Below are 23,832 nucleotides of genomic sequence, written 5' to 3'. Positions count from 1 at the left end.
GCGCGCGCCGTTGCGTTTATTTACGTTTTATCACCCGCGAGCTTCGAATTCAGCGCCCGATTTCTATATCATTCAGCCCCTGTTTACGCCCTGTGCGTTTTTTCTTAACCGGCCTGCGAAACGGCTTCGGTACATTCTTAATCCATTAAGCTGAAATATAGACAATGACAATATCAACCCCCACGGACAGCGGCCTGCCACCCGTAGCCACTGGAGATTCAGAGACACGCTCTGGATGCTGGCGTTTACGGGCGCTACCGTCGGCGCGGGCACGCTGTTTCTTCCTGTTGAAATCGGCACGCGCGGCCCGCTGGTTTTTCTTCTTCTGCTGATACTGGGCATTCCGCTTTCGCTGGTGCCGCATGTGCTGATTTGCCGCGTATTTATGCGCGATAAACAGACCGATGACGGCACGCTGCCGCTGTTCGGCGCGTTTTTCGGCCCGAAGGGGAGGGCGGCGATCCGGATTTTCTTCTGCGTCGCGCATTTCCCGGTCACGCTGGTGTATGCCATCTCGCTGGTAAATGCTATCTCGGATTACCTGATGAATCGCATGCATGTCGCGCCGGTAAATCGCGCGCTGCTGGCGTTTGTCGTCGTGGCGGTGCTGTTTCTGGCGCTCAGCAAAGGGCGCGATAAAGTCGTCAGCATGATGGGCGCGCTGGCGCTGCCGTTTGCGTTATCGCTTCTGCTGATAGCGGTGCTCCAGATCCCCGCCTGGAGCCTGGCGAATTTCAGTATGCCGCTCATTCCGGCAGGCGAGCCCGTGGGCGACGCGTTGAAAAATATCTGGCTGACCTTGCCGCTCATCTCTTTCGCGCTCTGCTCCGCGCCGTTGATTGCGCCGCTGGCGTCGTACTATCGTGAAAGCGGTCATGGCGGCGAAGTGAAGTCAGTACGGGTGGTGCGCGTGGCGTATGCGCTGATTATTTTCAGCATTGTGTTCTTCGTGCTGAGTTGCCTGCTGGCAAACCCGCCGGCGACGTTCGCCAGAGCGAAAGCGGAAAACCTGAACATGCTCTCGGTGATGCAGAGTCAGGGCGGTCTCGATCTGCTGTTTATCCTCGCGCCGTTTATCGCCATCGTAGGGATGACGAAATCGTTTCTCGGCGTGTGCCTGCCTGTGGCGGAAACCATGACGGCGCTGATTGCCGAGCGCACCGGTATAAAAACGCGTGCGAAGACGCTCGCGTTCCTGGCGATGTTTGTCGTGACATTCGGCGTGGTTGACCTCAACCCGGACGTTATTACGCTGATCGAAACCGTCTGCGGGCCGCTGACCGCCATCTTCCTGTTTCTTATCCCGACGTACCTGATCTATACCCGTGACGCGCTGCGCTCGCTGCGAGGCCCGACGGCGGTCGTGGTCGCTGCTGGCGGCCTGCTCACGGTTTCTGCGCTGCTTTACAGTACGTTCTGAAACCGCTCGTCTTCTTTTCTCTCACAAACCCCGCATCGGCGGGGTTTTTTAATGATTTCCATCCGTATCGCCACCCGTTTGCGACATAAAATTTTACCTGCCCCCATAAAAAATAACCGGACAACTTACCTTTTTATTTCCGTAATTCATACTGAGGAAAATCTTAATTCGCCAATTCACGGTATAAGGAATAACTTATTTATCGATAATTATTTCGGCAGTTGACGCCTTTAAGATTTTTGCCTATCTTCACACTTAATTAAGTTTTAGCACCGCTTAACTATCCAATTCTCCTGATGATATGAGCTGGCCTTTCTGACCTTTGAAATGCTGGCGGGAGAGTCAGACACACAACGGGGTATTCAACGAGACGCTCGTAAAATTGTAATGCGCAAAAGGTACGCAAACGCTGGTGGAATGGTCTCCGGCGTGGGGATAAGTCGTGCCCGTTAACCGGCGCCATTATTATTTTGTTACCCATTTAACCGCAGCGGTATTCAACGCCTTTTCAGAAATGAATCAGGGCGGGATTATTACTTTTGTAATTACACGCTTAAGGAAAATAAAATGACACCACCTAACAATTTGTTCACCATTGAGCCGCAACATGACCGGAAGGCGTTTTATTCACTGTTAAAAGAGCATGGCATTCATGCCAGCGATCTGATGGGGATGCTCGCCAGCGGAAATATTCCGGACGTGATGTATCGGGAATCAGAAATCCTCTCGGCGCTGGCGATTCTGTCATGCCGAAATACTAACAGTCTGGTCGTCTCCGGCAATGAAGGCGTCGGGAAGTCCTGTTTTGTCCGCAATCTTTCCCGCTACCTGTTACAGATCCAGCCGGGCTGCCATCTGGCGGAAATTAATATGGTGTCGCTGTATGCAGGTAATACCAGTCAGGAAGAGGTAGAAAAAAAACTGGCGCTGGCGGTTGAGCTGGCCGAGCGCCATAAAGTCATTCTGTATCTGGACGGTACGCACGCGTTCACCGCAGAAAATGACCAGCTGTCGGCAGGGATGCGCATTCTTCTCTCTCTTAAGCCGTATCTGATGTCGTCGTTCCGGTGCATTATTTCCGCACCGTGCGAGGCGACGGAGACCCTGAAAAACGACGCTACGTATAAAAAACGCTTCCGGTTTATTACGCTCTGCTCGCTGAATGACATGCAAAAGAAAAATGTGATCCTGCAACGTTTCGGGCATTCGCCTTTTATTGAAGATGCACTGGCGGAGTCTGGCGGCGAAACGCGGGAATTACATCAGCTTATTGAGAATATCGATTATCTGCAGTCGCTGGAGCGCGTGAAAGCGAAGCTGGAATTTACGGATGCCTGATTGCGGCGGTGAGATTTTCCGGCTTTTTTGATACGTAATGATGCCATCGTCACAAAAAATTTAAGATTAAACTCATCTCTTAAGTTTGCCTTAAGGTTCAGACGCTACGATAGCATCATCAGGAAAAGGGGCCATTCGCCATTATTCTGTTTACGGGCTGCCACGATGTCGGGCGGCCCTCTTTTTTTGCCTTCGATTTCTGCATTCGCGCCTTTCTTTTTGATATGACTACCTTTACCCGTTTCGCTTGTCCCGCTTCGTTTGCAGTAAGAAAATTTAATTAAGGGAACGTATAAGGCTTCCTGGATAATTGCCGATAGTTAGCAGATATATCCTGCCTTTCTGGCGGTGTTTGGGAGAAAATAATGACCAGTAAGCTCTCTTCGGGAAGAAAGCTTAAGACCAAAACGCTGATGCTGTTATCCATTTTCATTACGATAACCGCAGGTTTTGGCATCACGATCGGTTTACTGCTCTGGCAATCGATGTCGCAGCAGGAATATGTCGCGAAAAAACACCTGCAACAAATTGCGCAAACGGAAACCTTACAGGTAAGCCGTCGCCTCGATACGGCCCTGATTGCCGCGCGCGATGTTGGCATCAGCGCCTGGGCGCTGCATGAGTCCGGGCTTAAGGATCGTAAAGGGCTGGAGCAGTTGTTAGTCAGCTTTCTGCGCGCCCATGATGATTTCTTATCAATGTCACTGACCTTTGAACCTGACGCGTTTGACGCAAGCGACGCCACATTTGCCGGTCAGGCAGGCCAGGATCCGAAGGGACGCTACGCGCGTTATGTGGACCGCGACAGCGCGGGCAACCCGGCGCTGCATAATCTGGTGGATTATGAAACGCCCGGCAGCGGCGACTATTACGTGCTTCCACGCCAGCGGCAGAAAGATGTCATCATCGAACCCTATATCTACCCGTACAACGGCGTGGACGTCATGCTCACCTCGATCGCCGCGCCGATTATGCGCGACGGCAAATTCCAGGGCTCGGTAACGTCAGATTTCTCACTCGAAACGCTGCAAAAGATGGTGGGAGCAATCAAACCGTGGGATGGCGTTGGTTATGCGCTACTGCTGTCCGCGGACAACAAAGTGATCTCCGCGCCGGATAAAGCGACCATCGGCAAGCCCTATAAAGGCACCGTGACGGGCCGTGATGTGATTCGCTATAACGATCCAGTGCTTAACGAACCGGCGTTTATCACCTGGAACACCATTGATGTGGGCAACAGCGGCACGCCGTGGAAGCTTGCGGTGGTTACGCCGGTGAGCGTCGTCATGGCCGAAGCCTGGCAGGGACTGATCAATGCCCTCATTCTGATGGTGCTGAGTATTGCTGTCGTGAGCCTGGTGGTGGCGCTGGTCTTCACCCGCAAAGTCGCGCGCCCGGTGGGCGGCGAGCCGCTGGAAGCTTCTGAAATCGCGCTCTCCGTCGCGCATGGCAACCTGAATAATGTCATTCCGGTGCAGCAGGGCGATACCTGGAGCATCTTTTATGCGTTGAGTACGATGCAGTCGCGACTGCGTGAGATCGTCGGCGATATCAGCGATGCCAGCCACTCTGTGCGCGCCGGCAGCAGTGAAATCGCTGCCGGCAATACCGATCTGGCGTCCCGCACCGAGGAGCAGGCGGCGGCGATTGTTGAGACGGCCGCCAGCATGGAAGAGATTTCCGCGACCGTGAAAAACAACGCCGAGAGCGCCGGACGTGCGATTGTGCTGACGGAACACGCGAAAAATATCGCGGGCGCAGGCGAGGCCCTGGTGGATCGCGTGGTGCATGTGATGTCGCAGGTGGATGAGAGCTCGCAGAAAATCAGCGATATCACCAGCATTATCGACAGCATCGCCTTCCAGACCAATATCCTGGCGCTGAACGCCGCGGTGGAAGCGGCACGCGCCGGTGAACAGGGGCGCGGCTTCGCGATTGTCGCCGGTGAAGTACGCACGCTCGCCAGCCGCAGCGCGAACGCGGCAAAAGAGATCTCTCAGCTGATCACGGAATCGACCGGCCGCGTCGGTCAGGGCGTGACGCTGGTAAATGAAACCGGCTCCACGATGAAACAAATCATCGACGCGGTGAGCAGCGTGCACCTGGCGATTAACGAAATCGTACGGGCGCTGGATGAACAGACCCGCGGGGTGGATCAGATAAGCGTGGCGGTGAACCAGATGGACAGCGTGACCCAGCAGAACGCCTCGCTGGTACAGCAGGTTTCCGCGGCGGCGATGTCGCTCGAAGAGCAGGCGAAAGCGCTGGAAACCGCGCTGGCGTTCTTCAGTACGCACCAGCAGACGGCCTGACGTCAGTACGCCACAGACTCGCCGCACAGGGTTCGCCTTGTGCGGCTTTTTACTTTGATTTCCACAGCGTAATGCACGCCAGCGATGCCTGTGCAATCCCCTGATCTGGTATGTATTAACCCTGAATGTCGAGGGGTAAAATTTCTGCGCTCAATTCACAGCGGTGATGATGCACAGGCCACATCTGCCCGCCTTAATTCGGCAGAACGATAACTTTTCAGGAAGAAATCTATGACGCGTTACGGAGTGATAGTCGTGGCTGTGGCCGCGGTGTTAGCGGGATGCGTGACCAGAACGTCGCCGGAAATACATGCGCGGCACTATGTCCTGCAGGGAATGGAATCGCACGACGCGAATTTAAGAGTGGATACAACGGGCAGCATCGCCGCGTTTATGCCTGCTTTTACCAGCGTCTACAATCAGGGCAAAGCGGATAAAGCGCAGGGGCGTGATGCCGCCTGGGCAGAGCGTCAGGCTAAGGCTTACCGCGACAACGCCTGTGGCATACAAACCGCCAGCGAATTCGCGAACCATCGCGGCCAGTTCTCAGATGACAACACCAGCCCGCGTGAAAAGCGGATGCTGGGCGACGATCTGGCGCAGACCTATCTGGACGGGTTTCACGGTCGGTAGGGTTTATGCGCTGCGGCGGGATTGATAAGCAGGCCGGCTTTCCGGCCTGTTTTGACGGCGCCTGAAATCAGTAAGCATTCACCGAGATCATACATCCGAAATCTTTGGAGATATTGGTGATGGTGCCCTCCACTTTCAGTCGCTGCCCTTCATTCAGGGCATTCATATCCGGATAACCGCTGACGGCAACCGTATTGCTGCCGACCTTCAGCAGGAAAAATTCCTCAGTGACAAAGTTATTGTCATGCAGATGCACTATCCCTTCTGTTGTCATGCCCAGCCCGTTAAAGGTCTGATTCGCGCGGCCAGGGTTTTTATTGGCTTCGGCGCAAATCTGGCTGGCGGATTTATCCGTTTTCTGAAGCGGGGCTTTTAACCCTTTGTTAATGCTGGCGAGGCCTGAGTTTAACGCGCCCAGGCCATCGTTAAGCTGCGCGCAGCCTGAGAGCAGAAGGGCAGAAAGCAGTGCGGCATATCCGGTTTTCATAATTGTCACTCTTCGAAACTATTTTCCATAAATATCAACCGGATAATAACATATTCACCACCTTTTAAGGGCGGAGTGCCATTTCTGGTAGGGAAGGGCGATTCTGGCAACGATAGGGACATCCTCACGGTTAACAGGCGATACAGAACCCGTGATTCGGCATAAGGGAGCGTTGAAGATGAGCAGGGCGATAATGGTGGCCATCGCCTTTATATCCCTTTAAATAAAGCCAACTCACCGCGGCGTGAGTGGCTTTTGTGTGCTGCGCTTTGTGCAGTAAAAGGTATTGAAAAACCCTTTACTAGTTACAACATCCATAAGGATAAAATGTCTTTGCACCGGTAGCCACCGCGTCATTCTGAAACCCTGGAGCCCCTTCCGGCCGCGGTTGTGGCGTCAGATTTGTTCCTGAAACCCCTGAGCGCGCACTCACCCATTGCCGGGCCGCCCGCGCCCGCCCGTAGGGCGGGTAAACCTGATTCGCATTAACGTATGTTGTAACTACACCGCCAGGCGGCTCCTGCGGACCCGCAGGCCGGAGATACGGTCTGACTGCGTCAGCCCCACTCCGAAGGTGCAGGCACGCGCACTCCTCGCTGTCAGGGCGTTTAGTCTGGCAGGATAAACATTGTGGGTTAACCGCCTGTGCCATGGCGCCGTATCAAAAGCCTTGCGGGCATAGCGTCCTTATACTACGAGCAGTACATGACGTCCGGGCAAAAGAGACCTGAAGAAGAAACAGAACATTACGCAGGAGTTCACTATGTCGGCAGAACAGACCTTAAAAGCGGTACGCGGCAGTTTTATCGATTTTACCCGCGTCGTTGAAAACCCGGTGGGGATAGCCCCGGCGCTGCGGTTTATTGAGGATGGATTACTGCTGATTCGACACGGGAAAATCGAATGGTTTGGTGAATGGGAAGCAGGAAAACAACAAATCCCGGCTGCGGTTCGGGTGCGCGATTATCGGGGAAAGCTGGTGGTGCCGGGTTTCGTCGATACCCATATTCATTATCCGCAAAGTGAAATGGTGGGGGCGTATGGCGAGCAGCTGCTGGACTGGCTGAATAAATACACATTTCCCGCCGAGCGACGCTACGAAGATCTGGAGTATGCGCGCGAAATGTCGGCTTTTTTCATTAAACAACTGTTACGTAACGGCACCACGACGGCGCTGGTTTTTGGTTCAGTGCACCCGCAGTCGGTCGATGCGCTGTTTGAAGCGGCAAGTCAGATTAATATGCGCCTCATTGCCGGTAAAGTGATGATGGATCGCAACGCGCCGGAGTATCTGCTGGATGATCCGCAACGCAGTTATGAAGAGAGCAAAGCGTTAATTGCGCGCTGGCACAAAAAGCAGCGGCTGCTCTATGCCATCACGCCGCGTTTCGCCCCCACGTCTTCCCCGGAACAGATGGCGATGGCGCAGCGCCTGCGAGAAGAATATCCGGACACCTGGTTTCAGACGCATTTGTCAGAAAATAAAGATGAAATTGCCTGGGTGAAAGCGCTTTATCCTGAGCATGACGGCTATCTCGACGTCTATCATCAGTACGGTTTAACCGGTCAACGCTGCGTCTTTGCCCACTGCGTTCATCTGGAAGAAAACGAGTGGGACCGCCTGAGCGAAACCGGCTCCAGTATTGCTTTCTGCCCTACCTCTAATCTCTACCTTGGCAGCGGGTTGTTTAATCTGCCCAAAGCGTGGCACAAAAAAGTAAAAGTAGGCATGGGGACGGACATCGGCGCCGGCACGACTTTCAACATGCTGCAAACGCTGAACGAAGCTTACAAGGTAGGGCAATTGCAGGGTTATCCCTTGTCCGCTTATGAAGCGTTTTATCTCGCGACACTGGGCGGCGCGAGGGCGCTCGGGCTCGACGACCTTATTGGCAATCTTACGTCCGGCAAAGAGGCCGATTTTGTGGTACTGGACCCCATCTCAACACCGCTTCAGCAGCTGCGCTATGACAATTCTGTGACCTTATTTGATAAGTTATTCGTGATGATGACGCTCGGTGACGATCGCGCGATATACCGCACTTACGTCGATGGCCGGGTCGCGTATGAGCGGGCCTGACTGACCCGACGCTTGCGAAAAAACACGGGCAGCGTTAGCCCGAGTTGTTCAGACACGCCACATATTTTTCGGCCGAACGACGCACTATCTCGCTCGCACTGGCCGTGATCTCCCGGCCTTCAAACGCGCCGTACAGCGTAAAAAATTTCACGCTGTCCAGCTTCCGGGTCATCGCGCTGACGGTTGTGGCAGGCAGCGGCAGCATATTCGGGTAACTCCACATAAACGAGACGCCATTTGCGCCCGGTGTCACCTGCAAAATGTCGCCGGTCAGCAGCAGGCCGTCGCCGCGCGCGTCATGCAGCACACAGCCGCCCGCAAAATGCCCGCCCAGATTTATCACACTCACGTCATCCGTAAGCGCCAGGTTGTCACCTTCCCAGAGCCGGATATACGGGCTGTCGCGCATGATCCACTCCCGGTCGCTGGCATGCAGGTAAACCGGCGCGTCGAAGGCGGCCGCCCAGTCCTGCATGGTGGTATAAAAGTGCGGATGTGAAATGGCGATAGCTATCAACCCGCCGAGCGCGGAAACCAGCGTTTTGGTCGCCTCATCCAGCGTGGCGATGCAGTCCCAGAGGATATTGCCTTGCGGCGTGCGTAGCAGAAACGCACGCTGGCCAATGGCAAAGTCCGGCACCGTCTGGATGCTGAAAAGATCGGGAGTATGCTGCTTCCACTTACACGAATGGGAGGCGATAAGGGTGTCGGCCTCTACCCACTGCTGGCCCGTTACCGGCACGAACTGCCGCTCATCGTCGCAAATGCTGCACCGCTGTGGGGAGAATGCATAAGACGTGCCGCAGGCTTTACACAACATGATCATAACATCCCTCTCTGTTCCGGAAATCACGGTTACAACCGGCTTTCCGGCGTAACGAATTCACGCCTTCCGATATAAACCATAGAGCAAACTCATAAGACCATTGCTGTAAAAGTGCTCATGAAAACGTGCCGCAGGATACCCCACGTTCACTTAAATAAATTTAATATTTTTGGGAATCAGCAGGATACAAAAAAGCGCGCGGCGTAGGCTAATTATTGGCTCCGGGGTTGCCGATATTCGTTTTGCCGGTTTGATTTAAGCACTGGCTCCATACAGCGAAAAGAGGCACCCGAGGAAACACTTCATGTCCATTACACAACGTCTTATGCTGACGTTCTCACTTCTCTCAGCCGCGCTGATCGCCATGGTGATCACGTCGGTGGTGGTGGTCAGCAATTTTCAGGCAAGGTTTCAGTACGTCCAGGAAAACACGCTTCCGTCGGTGCTTGATATCGGCAAAATGATTGATGGCAGTAATACATTGATTATCTGGCTTTATCGCCACCAGAGCGCGACAGAGGCTACCCGCCAGTCGCAGATCGAAAAAGAGATCGATACCGTTATTAACCGTATCTCTACGCTAAACCAGTACTACCTGCAGAACGAAACCTCGAACGAAGATGACAGGCAGATTTCTGAAAGTATTGGCACCGTTATTCAGACGGTCCAGGCCCGCTTACCGGCGTTCCTTGAAAGCTCCCGTACGCACGACAACGCCACCGCGCTGGCGGCATTGCGTGATGATAACGGCGTCGGCGGCGCAGCGCGTCAGCTGATCGCCCTGTATCAGAAACAGCTGGGAGTAAACGAAGCTGTCGGCAAAACGCTGCGTCAGGAAAACGATCGCTCCTATAGTCAGACGCTGTGGGGCCTGATTGGCACCTCAACTGTCGTCATCATTATCCTCGGCTTTTTCACGCTGAAGACCATTTTCTCGATTCGCAACCAGCTCAACAGCATGCGCCAGACGCTGGAAGCTTCCAGCGAGCGCCTGGATCTGACCCTGCGCGCCGACGACTCCCGTAAGGACGAGATTGGACTGACAGCGAAAGCGTACAACACGCTGGCGGCGAATGTCGCTTCCTCGCTCGCCGCAGTGGAAGCGTCCGCACAGTCGGTAAGCTCCGCGTCCGGGCAGATTTCAGCCGGCAACGAAGATCTCTCGTCGCGTACGGAAGAGCAGGCTGCTTCGCTGGAGCAGACCGCAGCCAGCATGTCTGAGCTCAGCGAAACCGTGCGTCAGACTGCGGAAAACACCCAGCTTGCCAGCCAGCTTGCGAAAAACGCGCGTGATATCTCTGAAGACAGCCAGTCACGCGTCAATACCATGTTGAGCACGATGGGCAATATTCGCGACAGTTCAGCGAAAATTACCGACATCATCGCGCTTATCGAAGGCATCGCTTTCCAGACCAACATTCTGGCGCTCAACGCCGCGGTGGAAGCCGCCCGCGCCGGCGAGCAGGGCAGAGGCTTTGCCGTGGTGGCCGGTGAAGTTCGCACGCTGGCGCAGCGTTCATCATCGTCCGCGCGTGAAATCAAAGAGCTGATTGAGAACTCAATGCAGTACGTCGAAGCAGGTTCAGCGCAGGCGGAAGGCGTTGGTCAGAATATCGGCAAAATGAACGAAGCCGTGCGTCAGGTAACGGATATTGTCGATGAGATCTCTGTGGCCGCGCAGGAGCAGTCTCAGGGCATTAATCAGGTTCATCTGGCCGTCAATCAGATGGACGATGTGACCCAGCAGAACGCCGCGCTGGTTGAGCAGGCATCGGCGGCCTCGCAGTCACTGATGGAGCAGGCCGCGTCCCTGAACCAGCTGGTCGGCGCGTTTACCATCGCGGCAAACAGCCACGCGAAAAGCGCGGCGCGTCAGGCCGCCGCTCCGGTTACGCCTATCAAAACGCTGCGTCCGGTACCCGCCGCCGCCGCGGTATCTGATAACGACTGGCAGAGCTTCTGATTAACAGCCGCGACCGCTAAACCGGACGAAGTAAAAGCCTGTCACGCTGTCGCCGGTTAAACTACGCCCGGTGCATTGATAACTCAGTGCTCCGGGCTTTTTTCTGGACGCTTACCGGACATTCAGCGTGTACTCGACCATACAATCGAACAGCATAGGCTGGAAATAAAAAAGCCGCATAAGCGGCTTTTTATATGAGCAGAACGAGAACCTTATTTTAACGGATTACCGAACGCCTTAAGGTAAATCTCACCAAAGCGATAAGAGGCATAATCCGTCAGATGACCTGCATCCCGGTAGATGGTGACTCCATCGATGTTGGTTACACAAGTGCCGCTGATACATTGCGCAGATTTAGCATCGATAAAGGATAACGAAGGAAATTCATTTTTCATTCTCTTCATTAAATCTAACGTCCACGCTATTTCAGGGCTTTTCGGATCCTGCGCATCGCATTCATTAACATCATAGGCATAACGATGGATCACGTGCTTATTAATACAGGTTTCATAATTCTCGGGCATCTGAGCAATGGTGAACATCACGATAGGTTTGGCACCCGATGCGGTAATGATTTTAAGCGCGTTACGCAGCGCTATTTCATAACGTTGTTGGGTTAACGCTTCGTTGCGCGCATCGCCATCAGCATTAATCAGATGCGGGCCTTGCGCATAGCGTGACCATACATGACCGAGGATCACATAGTCATAATGGTTTTTACGAATGTACTCATAGTACTTTTCCGTATTGTCATGACATGTCTGGTATTTTATCCCTTTGAATTTCCACCAGTCGTACTGGTAAATACCCGGTAATGCCAGACAGGACGATGTTGTCAGCGAATACATTTTCACATGGGCATCTTTCGCTACGACATCAAAGAACCCCCAAAAATGATTAGCATTTGAATCGCCCATTAAAAATGCCGTTTTGTTACTATCCGCATCGCCAAAATGACAAACAGACAGGATCTGTTTACCGCTGTGGCAATCCTCACGACGCTTCGCATGGAGATAGGCATCGTACTGCAAATTAAATGCCCGGTTATATTCGGCATTAAAGCGCTGCGGTAATCCGTTATATTTTTCGGACAGTGAATATAACGCTATGGATATCACTATCGGGACAACAACGAGAAGGGCGATCGTTTTCCATGCCGAGAGACGAACGCGTCTGAATCGATTTTCGATACCGTGATAACAGAGGATAGCCAGCACCAGCGTCAAACCAAGCGCCATACAGAGCATGTCCCCCTTAAGGGGATAACCCAGATAGTGCAGAGTTGCGAAAACTGGCCAGTGCCATAAATACAGAGAATAAGATATTTTCCCCAGATAATTAATCGGGGCAAAGGTCAGCATCCCATTGACGAACGCGCCACGGCAAAAAAATATCGTCGCCGTCGCAAGGCAAACCAAAAGGGTATATTCGTTCGGATAAAAATCAACCGAAATATCTCTGGCTGCGATCCATAGTATCAACGCTATCGCCACGACAGCCACAAGGTTCTGCTGCGTTTTCCCGGTAAGTTTTAGTTTTGGCTGAAGTAGCGAAGCGCTGCCGCCGATCAGGAACTCAAACGCACGCATTCCCAGCGAATAATAATGCTGTCCATGCGTTAACAGATTGGACATTATCATCGCCAACGAGGCGAACAGCGTCAGCGCAAGCCACCCCAGAAGTACCCTTCTCCTGGTTTTATCCGCGTCATCTTTACGGGTAAATACGACAAGTAATGTGGCTATCAGCGCAAAGAAAAAATACCACTGCCATTCGATAGCCAATGACCATGTGTGGATTAGCAGAAATGCATCAGCATCCGGAGAAGCATACGTAGCGCTTTGTTTATCAAAAAACTGATTTGACAGAAAGAGCGAAGTATATTTGGCGCTTTTAGTAAATACCTGATAGTCAGCAGGGATATAGCAGTATGAAGCGATAAGTATTGTCGCAACCAGTACTGTAATGAATGCAGGCTGTAATCGCCATAACCGGCCAGCGACAAAATTAGTGAACGAGAATTTCTTGTTCTCAATATCACGAACCACTTTTCCGGTAATTAAATAACCGGAAATAGTAAAGAAAATATCAACACCAATAAAACCTGACGGAAAATAAGAAAGCCCGGCATGGAACAAGATAACAAGAACAACCGCGACTGCACGAAGTCCATCTATATCCCCTCGATAAGCGTCCTGATATGAGAGGCTTTTTGACGGGTTCATTAAAGATAATTCCATGTGAAAGAAACGCCTTACTTATGAATATAAATCTTATTAAATTTTGTAAAAAATTGCGCGATCATGTCACATTCTACAACATTATGAATTTAAGTCACTTCTTAAATTTAGGGGGTATTCGACCTGAAGGATGTTTTAAGATCGCTTGAGTAGATACTTAAGCAGATAAATTACGGAAACCAACCGATGGTTAAAGGTACTTAATGATGGAAATCATCCTCATGCGCCACGGCAGGTCTGCTTTAACGAGTTCGGAGCCGCTTCTGGCCCGTGATATGCCCGACTGGATTACACGTTATGATCTGGCCGGAACAGGAAACGACTTACCGCCTGAGGCAAGCCGCGCGTTAGCTGACAGAGCAGGCATTGTCATCAGTAGTGATTTACCTCGTGCGCTTTCTTCACTAAAAGCGCTCGGTTGTGAGCCGATGCATACCGATGCGTTATACCGGGAGGCTGAACTTCCAGTGTATGGTGTGGGCGGGCTGCGTTTGTCGCCTTTGGTCTGGAGCGGGATATTTCGTGTGCTATGGCTGTGCGGAGTATCAGGCCACGCTGAAACACTGCAAGGTGCAAAACAGCGTGCGGTGAAGGCCGCGGGAAATCTGGCAACGTTTGCCGGTAATGCGGAAAGCCCGGTGCTGCTGATGGGGCATGGCATGATGAACCGTTTGATAGCCCGCCGCCTTCTTAGTCAGGGCTGGCGTGAAATCCGCAAACCGGGCAAAGGCTACTGGGGCGCAGGGGTCTATCGTCGTGCGGAATAACGGAGCCCATCAGTATGGGCTCATTATCTGGAATCGCTTGTAGGAACTGTACATGGCGTAACGGCCCATAACAGGAATCGGGAAATGGCCATACCAGGGGCTTAGCTGCAATTGCGCGATGAGATCGCTGGTCTGGGCGACAGCATCCAGATAGATAGCAGAAACCAACCCGGTGCGGTTAGCGCCATGATCGCAGTGAATCAGGAGAGGCCGCGGCAGCGTTTTCATCAGCTCCGCCAGTTTTTCCGCCTCCCTGACGCTGATTTCTTTGCTGGAACTCAGCGGGTAATCCACCAGTTGAATACCGTGAACGTCAGCTGAGGCCTTTTCCTGCTCATACCAGTCGCCGCGTGGCTCATCACGAAGATTAAGGATAGTGCGGATATGATACCGCTCGCTGTATTCGGCGATATCCGTTGCGTCTGGTTGCGCAGAACGGTACAGCTCACCTTCAATGACTTCATGAAAATTACCGGTGAGCTGTTCGTATCCGGCATGCAGGCCAGTCAGCGCCAGCACCGCTGCGACCAGTAAACCAAGCCGCTTACCGGTGCGGCGAAACGCGCCGACCCAGCCCTTCCTGCGTTTTGGCGTGCGATCTACACGTCTGTCAGCCAGGAGTCTGCTGGTTTTTTTTAGCGCAATGTCGGTTTCATTAACGATATTTTTATGAAGCCGCTTAAAGGGGAATACAAAGAACAGCCATAGTTGATAACGCGCGTGATCGCGTTCGCTCAGCGTGACGACAGGGGTCTTAAGACGGGCATAAGCACTTTTTTTAAAACGCTTAAGGACAGAGCTGTCCACGCCGCAATATTTCAGACCAGCGGTGCGGTGATCGCGGACTACATGAACATGTTTGCTGAACGGGATACGGCGAATAGCAAGGGTAAAAGCGATAGGTCCGGTCGTGCTCAGCACGCCTTTCATACCAATCCCATATTTTGCGGGTTGATAATTTTTTATCCGGCTCGTCACTTCATCAATGACTTCACGCAGCCACGGCGAACGAGGCGCCGCAATGACATTCCACTGCTGGTATTCTCCATGCGGCAGTTCTGCGAGTTCTTTGTGCAGACCTTTTTTATGATCCTGTCCGCCAGGCTGGTTATCCCAGTGGAAAAGCATCAGTTCGCAATCGGCTGGGATGACCTCATCAAGCGGACGTGAACAAAAGCTTTTTACATCAAGATAGACTCCGCCTTCCTGGTAAATCACCAGATAACGGAACAGATCGGCCCGCGCCGCGCCATATTCAGGGTTAATTCGCTGATACAGCGCCAGCATATCCTGGCCAAAATGCGTTTCGATCCAGGCAAGAATCGCCGGCTCATCATAAAAGCGATACTCATAATCCGGGTTAAGATTGCGTAGTTGTTCAGTCAGCGCCCGGATTTCTTCCGGCAAACGCTGCCACCCGGCAGTGTAAACCTGGTGAATAACCCGCGGTATTTTTCTCATCTTTCGCCCTTTTATGCTCTGTTCTGACGCAATCTGTAAAGTAATGATAAAGCGTGAACATCTTGTTACTAATTTGACATAACTCCTGGCAGCAAGTTTCGCCACGCTAAAAATTTATACGAACCGCGGCGCAGTGAAATGAGAAAAAAGATACAAATGAAAATGGCGTGCTGCTGATGTCACCGTCTCTCCCTAATACAGGTAGAGAGTGTTAAAGGCGCGATAATGCTAAATTTGTCGCTTCAGTCAGGTTTAATCCGGGCCCTGCTGGCGCTGTGTCAGCATTAACAAGAGTTTTCATCGCATGCGCAACGCGATAATCGTCACCGTCTGCCTTCTTCTCGCTCTCGTCATGATTAGCATGTGGCGTCTCACCGTGTTCGATGCGAATAACCTTCCGTACTCCCGCGTGATCACATTTACACACCATGAAGACATTTTAGAGGGCACGCTGACGCTCCCGGACGGGGTGAACAGCCCGCCGGTGGTGGTGCTGGTTCATGGGGATGGGGCGCAGGATCGCTGGTCGCAGGGCGGGTATCTGCCTCTGGTTAATGATCTGCTTGCGAAAGGCATCGCCGTCTATTCCTGGGATAAACCAGGCGTGGGTGAAAGCCGCGGTAACTGGCTGGCACAGACGATGCGCGATCGCAGTGATGAAGCCACTGTTGCGCTTAAGACACTTAAAAAACAGCCGGAGCTGCTACAGAGCCGATTTGGCTTTTTAGGTTTTTCACAGGCAGGCTGGGTTGTGCCGCAGGCCGCCATGCAGTCGCATGCCGATTTCGCCGCGATCGTGGGTGGCGCCATTAACTGGCGCGATCAGGGCAATTATTTTCTGGAAACACGGCTGCGCAAAGCCGGGCGTTCCCAGTCTCAGATTGCGCAGGCAGTCCATGAAGACAGACGTGATTTTGATATGCGTTACACACCGCACAAGGTCGCCCAGCCCTGTAAGGGCCGCTGCAAGCGCGATTTCGAGCGTCGCAACGCGCTTGCCGATGCACGGGAGGATATTGCGCAAATGCAGGTGCCCGTAATGGTGCTGATGGGCGCCGATGACCGGAACGTCAACCCCGACGAGACGCTGGCGATATGGGCCGCCACGCTGCCTGAGGCAACGCCCCGCTGTATCCGCATGATCGAGGGGGCAACGCATGGTTTGCTAAAAAGCCGCTGGTACGACTACCAGCTCCCGTCGCAATGGCCTGCGTGGACTCAGGGACTGTTTCTGCTGACAGGACAACATGCTTATGCTCCCGGCGCACTTGATGCTATTTCTGCGTGGATCCTGCATGGCGAATGCGTAACCCGTTAATCTCCCTGCTAATATGACATAAGGATGAGTACCTGAAGAGGAAACACCATGACTGTACAGCATGTACTGATTATTGGCGCGTCGCGCGGGATTGGGCGCGGACTTGCCACAGCATTCGCTAATGCGGGCGCCGATGTGATTGCGACCGTGCGCAATAAAAATAACGACAATACGCACCCGCGGATCACGACGCAAATCGTGGATATGACCGACCCGGTGAGCTGCACCCACCTTAAGGAAACCCTCAGCGCGATAACTTTCGACGCTCTGGTCATTAACGCCGGTATTTTTGGCCCCGATCATCAGAGCGTGTCAAAAGTCACTGAAGAGGAGATAGCCTCGTTATTCCTGACCAACGCCATCGCGCCGGTGCGCCTGGCGCAGGAGATGCTGCCGCAGATCCGCGAAGGCGGCGTCATCGCCTTTATGTCATCCAACACTGCAAGCTTTACAAATAACGATACCGGCGATATGGCGCTGTACCGCGCCAGTAAGAGCGCGCTGAACTCGCTGGCGCGCTCGTTTGCCGTGACAGAAGCGCTGCCGGAAAAACGCAGCGTGCTGTTGCTACACCCAGGCTGGGTTCAGACCGATATGGGCGGCGAGCGCGCGCCAGTGACGGTGGACGAGAGCGCGGCAGGGCTGAAAGACGTCATCAATGCCGCGCTGGATAATCTGGAGTGCCGGTTTATCGATTATCGCGGACGGGAGATTGCGCCGTAAGGCGCGTTACCTGTTACCGGGCGGTTTGAGTGAGATCAATCGTCCGGCAATCTCTTTTTCAGAAATCTGGCTGTTGCGATTAAGGCTTGAAAGTAAATCCTCCTGCCTCGGCTGCCCGAAGGCCAGACGGTACAATGCCAGTCCCTGTTTGAGCCGTCTGAGTTTCCCGACCTCCCGACTGTAAGGCAGCAGGGGAATACGGCGTTCCACACGCGCTGGCCCATTCTCAAAAATCCAGTAGGGGATAAGTTCGGACTGGGATGGCGTTCTGTCCTGCGCCGCCTGCGCAAAAAGGGATTGCCAGGGATCGCCGCCTTTATAGTCTTTAAGACTCATAATGCCATAAGCATGGGCGACATTTTTTCTTACCGCATGTCCCTTATAGCGATGCACCCGCCCTTCGCGCTGTTCCAGATCGACCGGATTCGCCGGAAGGTTCCAGTGCATTACCGCGTGGCACCAGGTATGAAAATCGAGACCCTCCTGACCAATTGACGTGGAGGCAAGGACAAACGGGCGAAACGGCGAATTGAAGGCATCACGCACACCTTCAGCGCGAACCAGCGCATTGTTATTGTCATCCCGAATATCGCCGAATCGCAGCGCAAAACGGCAACGGGCAGAGAATTCAACACGTTCAAAGCCGTCATCGCTGGCATTCAGCGCATCAAGATGAAGCCGGGAGATGCGCAGCGATAAAACCGATTGTATATGCGTCGAAATGATTTCCGCCTGCGCCTCAAGGTCCGATTCCTGTATTACTGGCGCTTCGCGCAACGTGTGAACATATTCATCCAGCATGGATTGCAGATTGCCATTAACGCCATACTTCAGTGTTAAACGCCAGTAGGTTTCTTCACTCGCGCCGCGCAACATAGCGATATTTTCGGGCATATTGAACAGCGTCCGAAACCCCGTGGCGATCTTCGCTGCACCTGTCAGCAACGCAGCATCGTCTCGGTCAGGCTGAGGGCTTAGTCGTTGCAGCGCGCGCAATGCGCAGGTACCAGGCCCGCCAAGCGCGAACAGAGCGAGGACCTCCGCAAGATCGTCCGGCTGCGGCCCAAGCGTCAGTCGCCCTTCGGCGGCATCGACCAGTTGTTCGAGATGCGCGGTGAAATGGGTGTCATCATCTGTATCAGGAGCAACCAGTGCTCGCCACCCCTGAGGATCTTTACACCACGCTAACAGAGCGCCACCTGCATCCAGCAGCACCGGTGCAGCCCAATACCACCGCGGGTCGGCTTTGCCCTGCAAGGTACTATGGGGCAGCGCGGCGATAAGCTCCGCGCATCTGGCTTGCGCTTTTTTCAGCACCGTTTCCACTTCAGGCAGACCGTCGGCTTCAGCGCAGGCGATCATTAAAGGATCGACCGCCTTTGCCAGCACCGGCGAAGGCATGAGCCAGGCCAACACCGGCATACCTGTCAGACGCTCGTCCTGACTGGCTTTTGCAAACCGAAGCAGCGGTTTGGTCTTCTGATAAAGTTCCTCATAGCTGACCGACGCGCCGTTCACCATCCGGCGCTCCGCCTCATAAGAACAGAGCGTGGCGATAGCATCCGGCACTGCATTCCAGCAGGAGAATACCAGCGTTTTAGTCAGATCGACTTTGTCTTTCCAGACGCCACCGGGCACGTAATATGGCAGCGATGACGGCATCCACAATAGTTGCCAGAGCCCGTTATCAAGAGTGTCTTCAAAGAGAATCCGCATACGCGGGTTGCCGGGCTCAAGCGGTTGATAGTCGCTAAGCTGATGGGGCGTCAGCCACTGCTCGCAGGCGGCGTTAAGGGCAGTACAGAGCTCTTGCGACGGCGCATCGATAGCGGCATCGAGCTTATTACGCAGTTCATAGCGTTTAAGAAAATTGAACAGATGGGGCGTCGATTTCCAGTATTCCACCAGATCGCCTGCGTTAACACAGGCCGCAACCGCATCGACGGCGCGGATATGCCGAATATCGGACGCAAGCAGCGCTCCCATTCGGGGGACCTCAACGAGCATGGCATTATGATCGCGGGTATCGGTGATTCTTTCTGTCCGGCACATTACCCGGAGAAGCGCCTCTTCAAGCTTCATTTTTTCACCTTCAAGCGCACCGTGATGCAGTGCGGCACGGTGCGCTGAAAGCAGATTTTTGACGTGATTCACTTTCTCAGGTTCACGCAGCAGGAACGACAGCGTGCGCAGGAAATCCGGGTAATGATCGTCCTCCTCCGTTTCGTTATCCAGCGTGAACATTTTGTATGGCGTGGCGGAAAGCAGCAGCACGCGAGCGTCTGGCTGTTCGAACAGCGCTTTGGCAAGCAGCGCGGTGTCGTCGTCGGCATCCAGTAGATGACGAAAGCGCTGAAACTCATCCAGGATAACCAGATCGGGCTGTAAAGCTTCCAGACAGACAGAAGCCAGTTTTTGGCGCAGCGCCATGATAAGTCGCAGCCGTAATTGCGTATCGTCTGCCGGGATCCTGCTGCTGTCACGGTAATGCGTAAAACGTTCACACCCCTGCTTGAGCTCTGCATAGAGCGAGGTATCTTGAAGTATGGCGCTCCGGAATGCTATGCAGAGGCCGTCATCCAGCGCATCAGCTCTTATCCCTTGCGCGACGGCGCGCCATCGCGCTTTCCCCATTCGCGCCTGAAGCAGATTTAACAGCCCCTTTCGCAGCTGTGTGCGACGCTCACCCTGGCCCAGTGGCAGACTATAAAGGATCCGGTAGAGAATGGCGCGTTCCTCCGCATGCCCTTCCCGGCTTACGGTATGATCGAACGTTGTGCCCGATGTCAGGCTGATGAAATTGACTTTGTTCCTGCGCAGTTCGCTGACCTGCTTTGGCAGATAAGTCAATCGGGTGGAGAGTGAGAATCCTTCTGAGTCACTGATATTGAGCCTTTGTTGATTCTGTGCGGCAATCGCTGCGCTGGAGCAAATATAGATAATATCAATACGTTCTTTTTTAACCTGCAGGTGCTCCAGCGTTCTGGCGATGACGCCACGCGCGATTAGCGTCTTCCCCAGCCCCACCTCATCGGCGACAAGAAACCGGGAAGTGCCGTTTTCACCAAACAACCGTTCAAACACATAATCGACCGTATCGCGCTGAAAATCTTTCAGCGCAGCCAGCGCGGTTCCGGCAGAAAATCGCTTATCAGACATACGCTTCCTCCATGGAGGCTTCAAATACTGCCCAGAGTTCAAGGAAATCCTGCGGGATCACCGCCTCCTGGTTACCCTCGCGCAACTCGCCGACAAGCGAGGCTATCTCATTTAAACGTTCAGGAGTTCGACACGCGGCGCGTGTTAGCATTTCCAGCAGAGGAAAATCCTCACCCTCTGCAAGGCGAGCCAGCCACCTGTCAGCAATGCTGCGCCGTTCCTGCAGCATTGAGTCGGGATCATCATTGCCCAGTAATAGCAGTAAATAACGCAGGAAGCCGTCATGGTTGCTGATAATCGTTTGCAGGATCGCCGCATTGCGCTCCCCGGGAATGCCGGAAACGGGCAGATTAAGTACAAACCGGACGCGTAGCGCGGGCTGGACGGTATTAAGTTCAAACGCTACCAGCCCGGTGATGGATTTTAAAGAAAAGCATCCCAACGGGAAGGAACCTTCTGCACCTTCTGTTGGCAAAAAAACCGCATGCTCAGGTAATATCGTCACCGGCCATACACGTACCGACGCGATATCCTCCAGCGCTGGCAACCTGCCTTTTAGCGTGAGCCGCCACTGATTCTCCTCCACCGGCTCGCAGACAAGCGCCAGCGGCAGCGCGGCCAAACAGGCGCGGGCGCTTTCCAGCGCTTCCCCGGCAGCAATAGCGCAAGAATCCACAGGCGGCATCTCGCCGGGATGGAAATCCACCAGGTACTCTCCCATGCCATCCTCGCTGAGCAGTTGATCGATGCCGCCGATATCGCGCTGACGACCTTTCAGCTCAACCAGTAGCTCAATATTTTTTGCGGCTCTCAACGCGGCATTAGTTGCATTGGCGGAGCCCATCACCAGGTGGGTGTAAATGGAATAATATTGCGTTTCAAAAATATAGACTTTTGCATGCAGACCGGTGACGAGAGATACAGCGGTGTTGCCAGCGTCAGCCTCTTCGCCATCGTCGGTTTCTGCGGCCTCGTCCAGATGACGTGTGCGGACAAACGCTTCCAATGTTTTGGGTTTTAATGCCGCCAGCGTCTCAGGACGGGAGATGAGTACCTCGGCACGCTGGGTGGTTTGGACCAGCGTTTTCAGCGCTTCATCGGAACAGAAAGGTGAAATCACGGCCATACGCAGTGAATCTGGCGGCATCCAGTTGAATGCTTTAATACCGGGCAAATAAAAGGCAATGTCCTGAAATCCTGGAGGTAATTCCCACTCAACGCGGTAAAGTTCATCGGCAAGACGCTGTGCCTGTGCCGTTTTCTCTTCAGAAATACCTCTGCTGGCAAGACCAGGCAGCAGGCGCAGCAGGTATGCCAGCGGCTTATTCACAGTCCGTTTTTTGCGCCCCATGACGCCTTCAAGCTGGAGCGAGAGATCCCATGAGCGATCGGTCGTCATATTGCGTGTTAGCACCATCAGGCGGTACATCACGGTTTCCTGAGCGGGATCGATAAAGCGCAACACCCAGATCTTCGGATGAAAAACGCCCCCTTCAGGGGCGCTCACTTCGACAACCATCGGTTCAAGAAGGCTAAACAGGGGGTTTGGTCTGGCGATTGCGGGCAACTGGATGCGCCCACGCTGAACATAGACCGTGATGCGCCCGGAGTAACGGCGCAGGGATTCAAGAATCGCTAATGCGTCCTGCGCCGCCTGATGCTCTGCTGCCATCAGCGCCAGATGGACAGGAGCTTCGAGCAGACTGGTGGGATCCAGCGAAAACGTGGTGGCGAGGGCTTCATCAAATACCATACCGGGCGGTGGCGTCAGCGCCGCGGTATACAGGCTTCTTGCATCCGGACTCAGCATGCTGCCTCCTGATTCAGTCCCTGATACAAATCGGCGAGCAATGTTTTGACTGTCGTCCAGCGGTAATTGAGCCGCCCTGTGCCGGAGTAACCACTCCATTGCTCCCGGGCGCGTTTATTAGCAAATCGCGAACGCGGCCCTTTTAATTTGCGTTCCCGAAATTCAATCAGCGAACGAGCATCGCCTTTCAGGAGAGCATCGGGCGTGGTACGAATACACCGCACCCAGGACTCCACAAAGCGACGGGTCTGCGGGGTTATCTGATAACCATCACGGTGCGTCAGGGCCCAAAAATCGTCTATTTTCCAGCGATTGATTTCCGTGAGCGGAAGACTATCTCGCCAGCGCCCGAAATTTTCCGTGTGACCATCGTAAAGCTCCGTATTTGTTATAAGCGCAGATAGCTGAACGTTATAGGACAACGCCGCGCCATGCATAATCTCAGAGAAGAGCCGGGCGTGGTAAAGCATTTCCTGATGCGCAGAGGAAAAGCGGGCGATATCAGGATGCTCCCAGGGATATGCACTTATCGGCAAATCGTTCTGCAAGGCCAGGAATGCCAGCAGACTTTCAGGGCATGCGGCCAGTAAGCGGTCGCGAATAAATTCCGCCTCATCACGCGTGAGCATAAACGTCACATCTTGAGGAAATTCAGCAGGCTTAATAGGTAACCGCAGATGCCAGTTATGCACGTTGCCGGATTCGAGATTACTGTCATCAAGCCGTTCGCGCGCCTGACGTTGCTGACGAGCTATCCGGCCCTTCAGGCGATAAGTGTCATCGATCCGCTGGTGATACTGCCCTTGCGAAAAGGGCGTCAGCCTGATTTGCCAGGCACCCAGTCCCGCCCAGTAAACGGAGCTGGGCAGACGCTTAATGCCCCCACCCGCGTTTTTCCCGAACATCCCATTGTGGTCATCGGCGAGTTTGAGATGCTTAACAAGATTTCTTTCTTCTTGATCCGCTGCGTTAGCAAACCGGGAGGCGGGCACTTTTTTTTCTTCGAGCTCCCGGTAAATCCAGGGAACGAAAAGCATGTAGCGTAGCCGCGTCTGGATGGTGCTGGTGCCGGGAAAAAGCAGGTCCGCCAGACTGTCACGCACCGTGCCGATGCCCAGTTCATCACGGCTCTCTTTTTCCTGAAATTGTGCGAGTATCCGAAGCGTGCGTTCGCGCGCCCGACTGTCGTGGTCAATCCATGTCAGTGTAGAAACCATACCTGTCCCTGGTTGTTATTCGTTTTCAATTGCCTGGCGAGCGTAGCATTTTGTCGGGCGAAACAGTGTGGCATCACC

16 protein-coding genes are annotated in these 23,832 nt (G+C 53.6%); 9 read left to right on the top strand and 7 right to left on the bottom strand.

Features of this window, described 5'->3' with window-relative positions:
- The first annotated feature begins 235 nt into the window (after positions 1 to 235).
- The 4 genes from AB8W27_RS21645 to AB8W27_RS21630 all read left to right on the top strand — a co-directional run bounded on the left by AB8W27_RS21645 (position 236) and on the right by AB8W27_RS21630 (position 5,703).
- Entirely contained in the window at positions 236 to 1,420 is a 1,185-nt protein-coding gene (locus tag AB8W27_RS21645; protein WP_369833022.1) for an AAA family ATPase, read from the top strand.
- Between the two features lie 567 nt (positions 1,421 to 1,987).
- Positions 1,988 to 2,758 (top strand): AAA family ATPase, encoded by a 771-nt coding sequence (locus tag AB8W27_RS21640; RefSeq protein WP_161578214.1) that lies wholly within the window; start codon positions 1,988 to 1,990, stop codon positions 2,756 to 2,758.
- 365 nt (positions 2,759 to 3,123) lie between these two features.
- Positions 3,124 to 5,070: a methyl-accepting chemotaxis protein gene (locus AB8W27_RS21635; RefSeq protein ID WP_012815841.1), complete on the top strand. Its 1,947-nt coding sequence runs from the start codon at positions 3,124 to 3,126 to the stop codon at positions 5,068 to 5,070.
- A gap of 231 nt (positions 5,071 to 5,301) precedes the next feature.
- A complete protein-coding gene (locus AB8W27_RS21630; RefSeq protein WP_012815840.1) occupies positions 5,302 to 5,703 on the top strand; it encodes an Exc2 family lipoprotein in 402 nt (133 codons plus the stop codon).
- A 67-nt stretch (positions 5,704 to 5,770) separates the two neighbouring features.
- On the opposite strand, the gene AB8W27_RS21625 is transcribed toward AB8W27_RS21630, so the two are convergent.
- The gene (locus tag AB8W27_RS21625; protein WP_012815839.1) at positions 5,771 to 6,190 is read right to left on the bottom strand and encodes a hypothetical protein; all 420 of its coding nucleotides are present in this window, start codon (positions 6,188 to 6,190) and stop codon (positions 5,771 to 5,773) included.
- Positions 6,191 to 6,953: 763 nt separating this feature from the next.
- On the opposite strand from AB8W27_RS21625, the gene guaD reads away from it, so the two are divergent.
- The gene (guaD, locus tag AB8W27_RS21620) at positions 6,954 to 8,270 is read left to right on the top strand and encodes a guanine deaminase (protein WP_041924247.1); all 1,317 of its coding nucleotides are present in this window, start codon (positions 6,954 to 6,956) and stop codon (positions 8,268 to 8,270) included.
- Between the two features lie 34 nt (positions 8,271 to 8,304).
- Here the strand turns inward: guaD and AB8W27_RS21615 are convergent, their stop codons facing one another.
- Positions 8,305 to 9,096, bottom strand: a complete 792-nt coding sequence (locus AB8W27_RS21615) for an MBL fold metallo-hydrolase (RefSeq protein ID WP_012815837.1) — start codon at positions 9,094 to 9,096, stop codon at positions 8,305 to 8,307.
- A 304-nt stretch (positions 9,097 to 9,400) separates the two neighbouring features.
- Between AB8W27_RS21615 and AB8W27_RS21610 the strand changes: the two genes are divergently transcribed.
- A complete protein-coding gene (locus AB8W27_RS21610; protein ID WP_012815836.1) occupies positions 9,401 to 11,059 on the top strand; it encodes a methyl-accepting chemotaxis protein in 1,659 nt (552 codons plus the stop codon).
- A gap of 212 nt (positions 11,060 to 11,271) precedes the next feature.
- Here the strand turns inward: AB8W27_RS21610 and AB8W27_RS21605 are convergent, their stop codons facing one another.
- Positions 11,272 to 13,284, bottom strand: coding sequence for an acyltransferase family protein (locus tag AB8W27_RS21605; protein WP_282914042.1), 2,013 nt, complete (start codon positions 13,282 to 13,284; stop codon positions 11,272 to 11,274).
- A gap of 221 nt (positions 13,285 to 13,505) precedes the next feature.
- On the opposite strand from AB8W27_RS21605, the gene AB8W27_RS21600 reads away from it, so the two are divergent.
- The gene (locus AB8W27_RS21600) at positions 13,506 to 14,066 is read left to right on the top strand and encodes a histidine phosphatase family protein (RefSeq protein ID WP_041924264.1); all 561 of its coding nucleotides are present in this window, start codon (positions 13,506 to 13,508) and stop codon (positions 14,064 to 14,066) included.
- 9 nt (positions 14,067 to 14,075) lie between these two features.
- Here AB8W27_RS21600 and AB8W27_RS21595 read toward each other — a convergent pair whose 3' ends face one another.
- On the bottom strand, positions 14,076 to 15,632 hold the full coding sequence (locus AB8W27_RS21595; protein WP_369833021.1) for a glycosyltransferase: 1,557 nt from the start codon (positions 15,630 to 15,632) through the stop codon (positions 14,076 to 14,078).
- 199 nt (positions 15,633 to 15,831) lie between these two features.
- On the opposite strand from AB8W27_RS21595, the gene AB8W27_RS21590 reads away from it, so the two are divergent.
- Both AB8W27_RS21590 and AB8W27_RS21585 read left to right on the top strand, forming a co-directional pair.
- Positions 15,832 to 16,845: a S9 family peptidase gene (locus AB8W27_RS21590; RefSeq protein ID WP_041924246.1), complete on the top strand. Its 1,014-nt coding sequence runs from the start codon at positions 15,832 to 15,834 to the stop codon at positions 16,843 to 16,845.
- Between the two features lie 48 nt (positions 16,846 to 16,893).
- Positions 16,894 to 17,568, top strand: coding sequence for an SDR family oxidoreductase (locus tag AB8W27_RS21585; RefSeq protein ID WP_012815829.1), 675 nt, complete (start codon positions 16,894 to 16,896; stop codon positions 17,566 to 17,568).
- 6 nt (positions 17,569 to 17,574) lie between these two features.
- Here the strand turns inward: AB8W27_RS21585 and AB8W27_RS21580 are convergent, their stop codons facing one another.
- From AB8W27_RS21580 to AB8W27_RS21570, 3 genes are read right to left on the bottom strand one after another with little or no spacing between them, the layout of a single operon-like run.
- Positions 17,575 to 20,727, bottom strand: a complete 3,153-nt coding sequence (locus AB8W27_RS21580) for a helicase-related protein (protein WP_012815828.1) — start codon at positions 20,725 to 20,727, stop codon at positions 17,575 to 17,577.
- Positions 20,720 to 22,537, bottom strand: coding sequence for a phospholipase D family protein (locus AB8W27_RS21575; protein WP_012815827.1), 1,818 nt, complete (start codon positions 22,535 to 22,537; stop codon positions 20,720 to 20,722). Before AB8W27_RS21575 ends, AB8W27_RS21580 begins: the two co-directional genes overlap by 8 nt.
- Complete coding sequence (locus AB8W27_RS21570) at positions 22,531 to 23,754, bottom strand: DUF6361 family protein (protein WP_012815826.1); 1,224 nt, start codon at positions 23,752 to 23,754, stop codon at positions 22,531 to 22,533. Before AB8W27_RS21570 ends, AB8W27_RS21575 begins: the two co-directional genes overlap by 7 nt.
- Positions 23,755 to 23,832: the final 78 nt, after the last annotated feature.

This window comes from Cronobacter turicensis, from assembly GCF_041222865.1.
Taxonomy (GTDB): Bacteria; Pseudomonadota; Gammaproteobacteria; order Enterobacterales; family Enterobacteriaceae; genus Cronobacter; species Cronobacter turicensis.
Note: the sequence above shows the minus strand (reverse complement) of the source record. Positions and strands in the feature narration are given on the sequence as shown.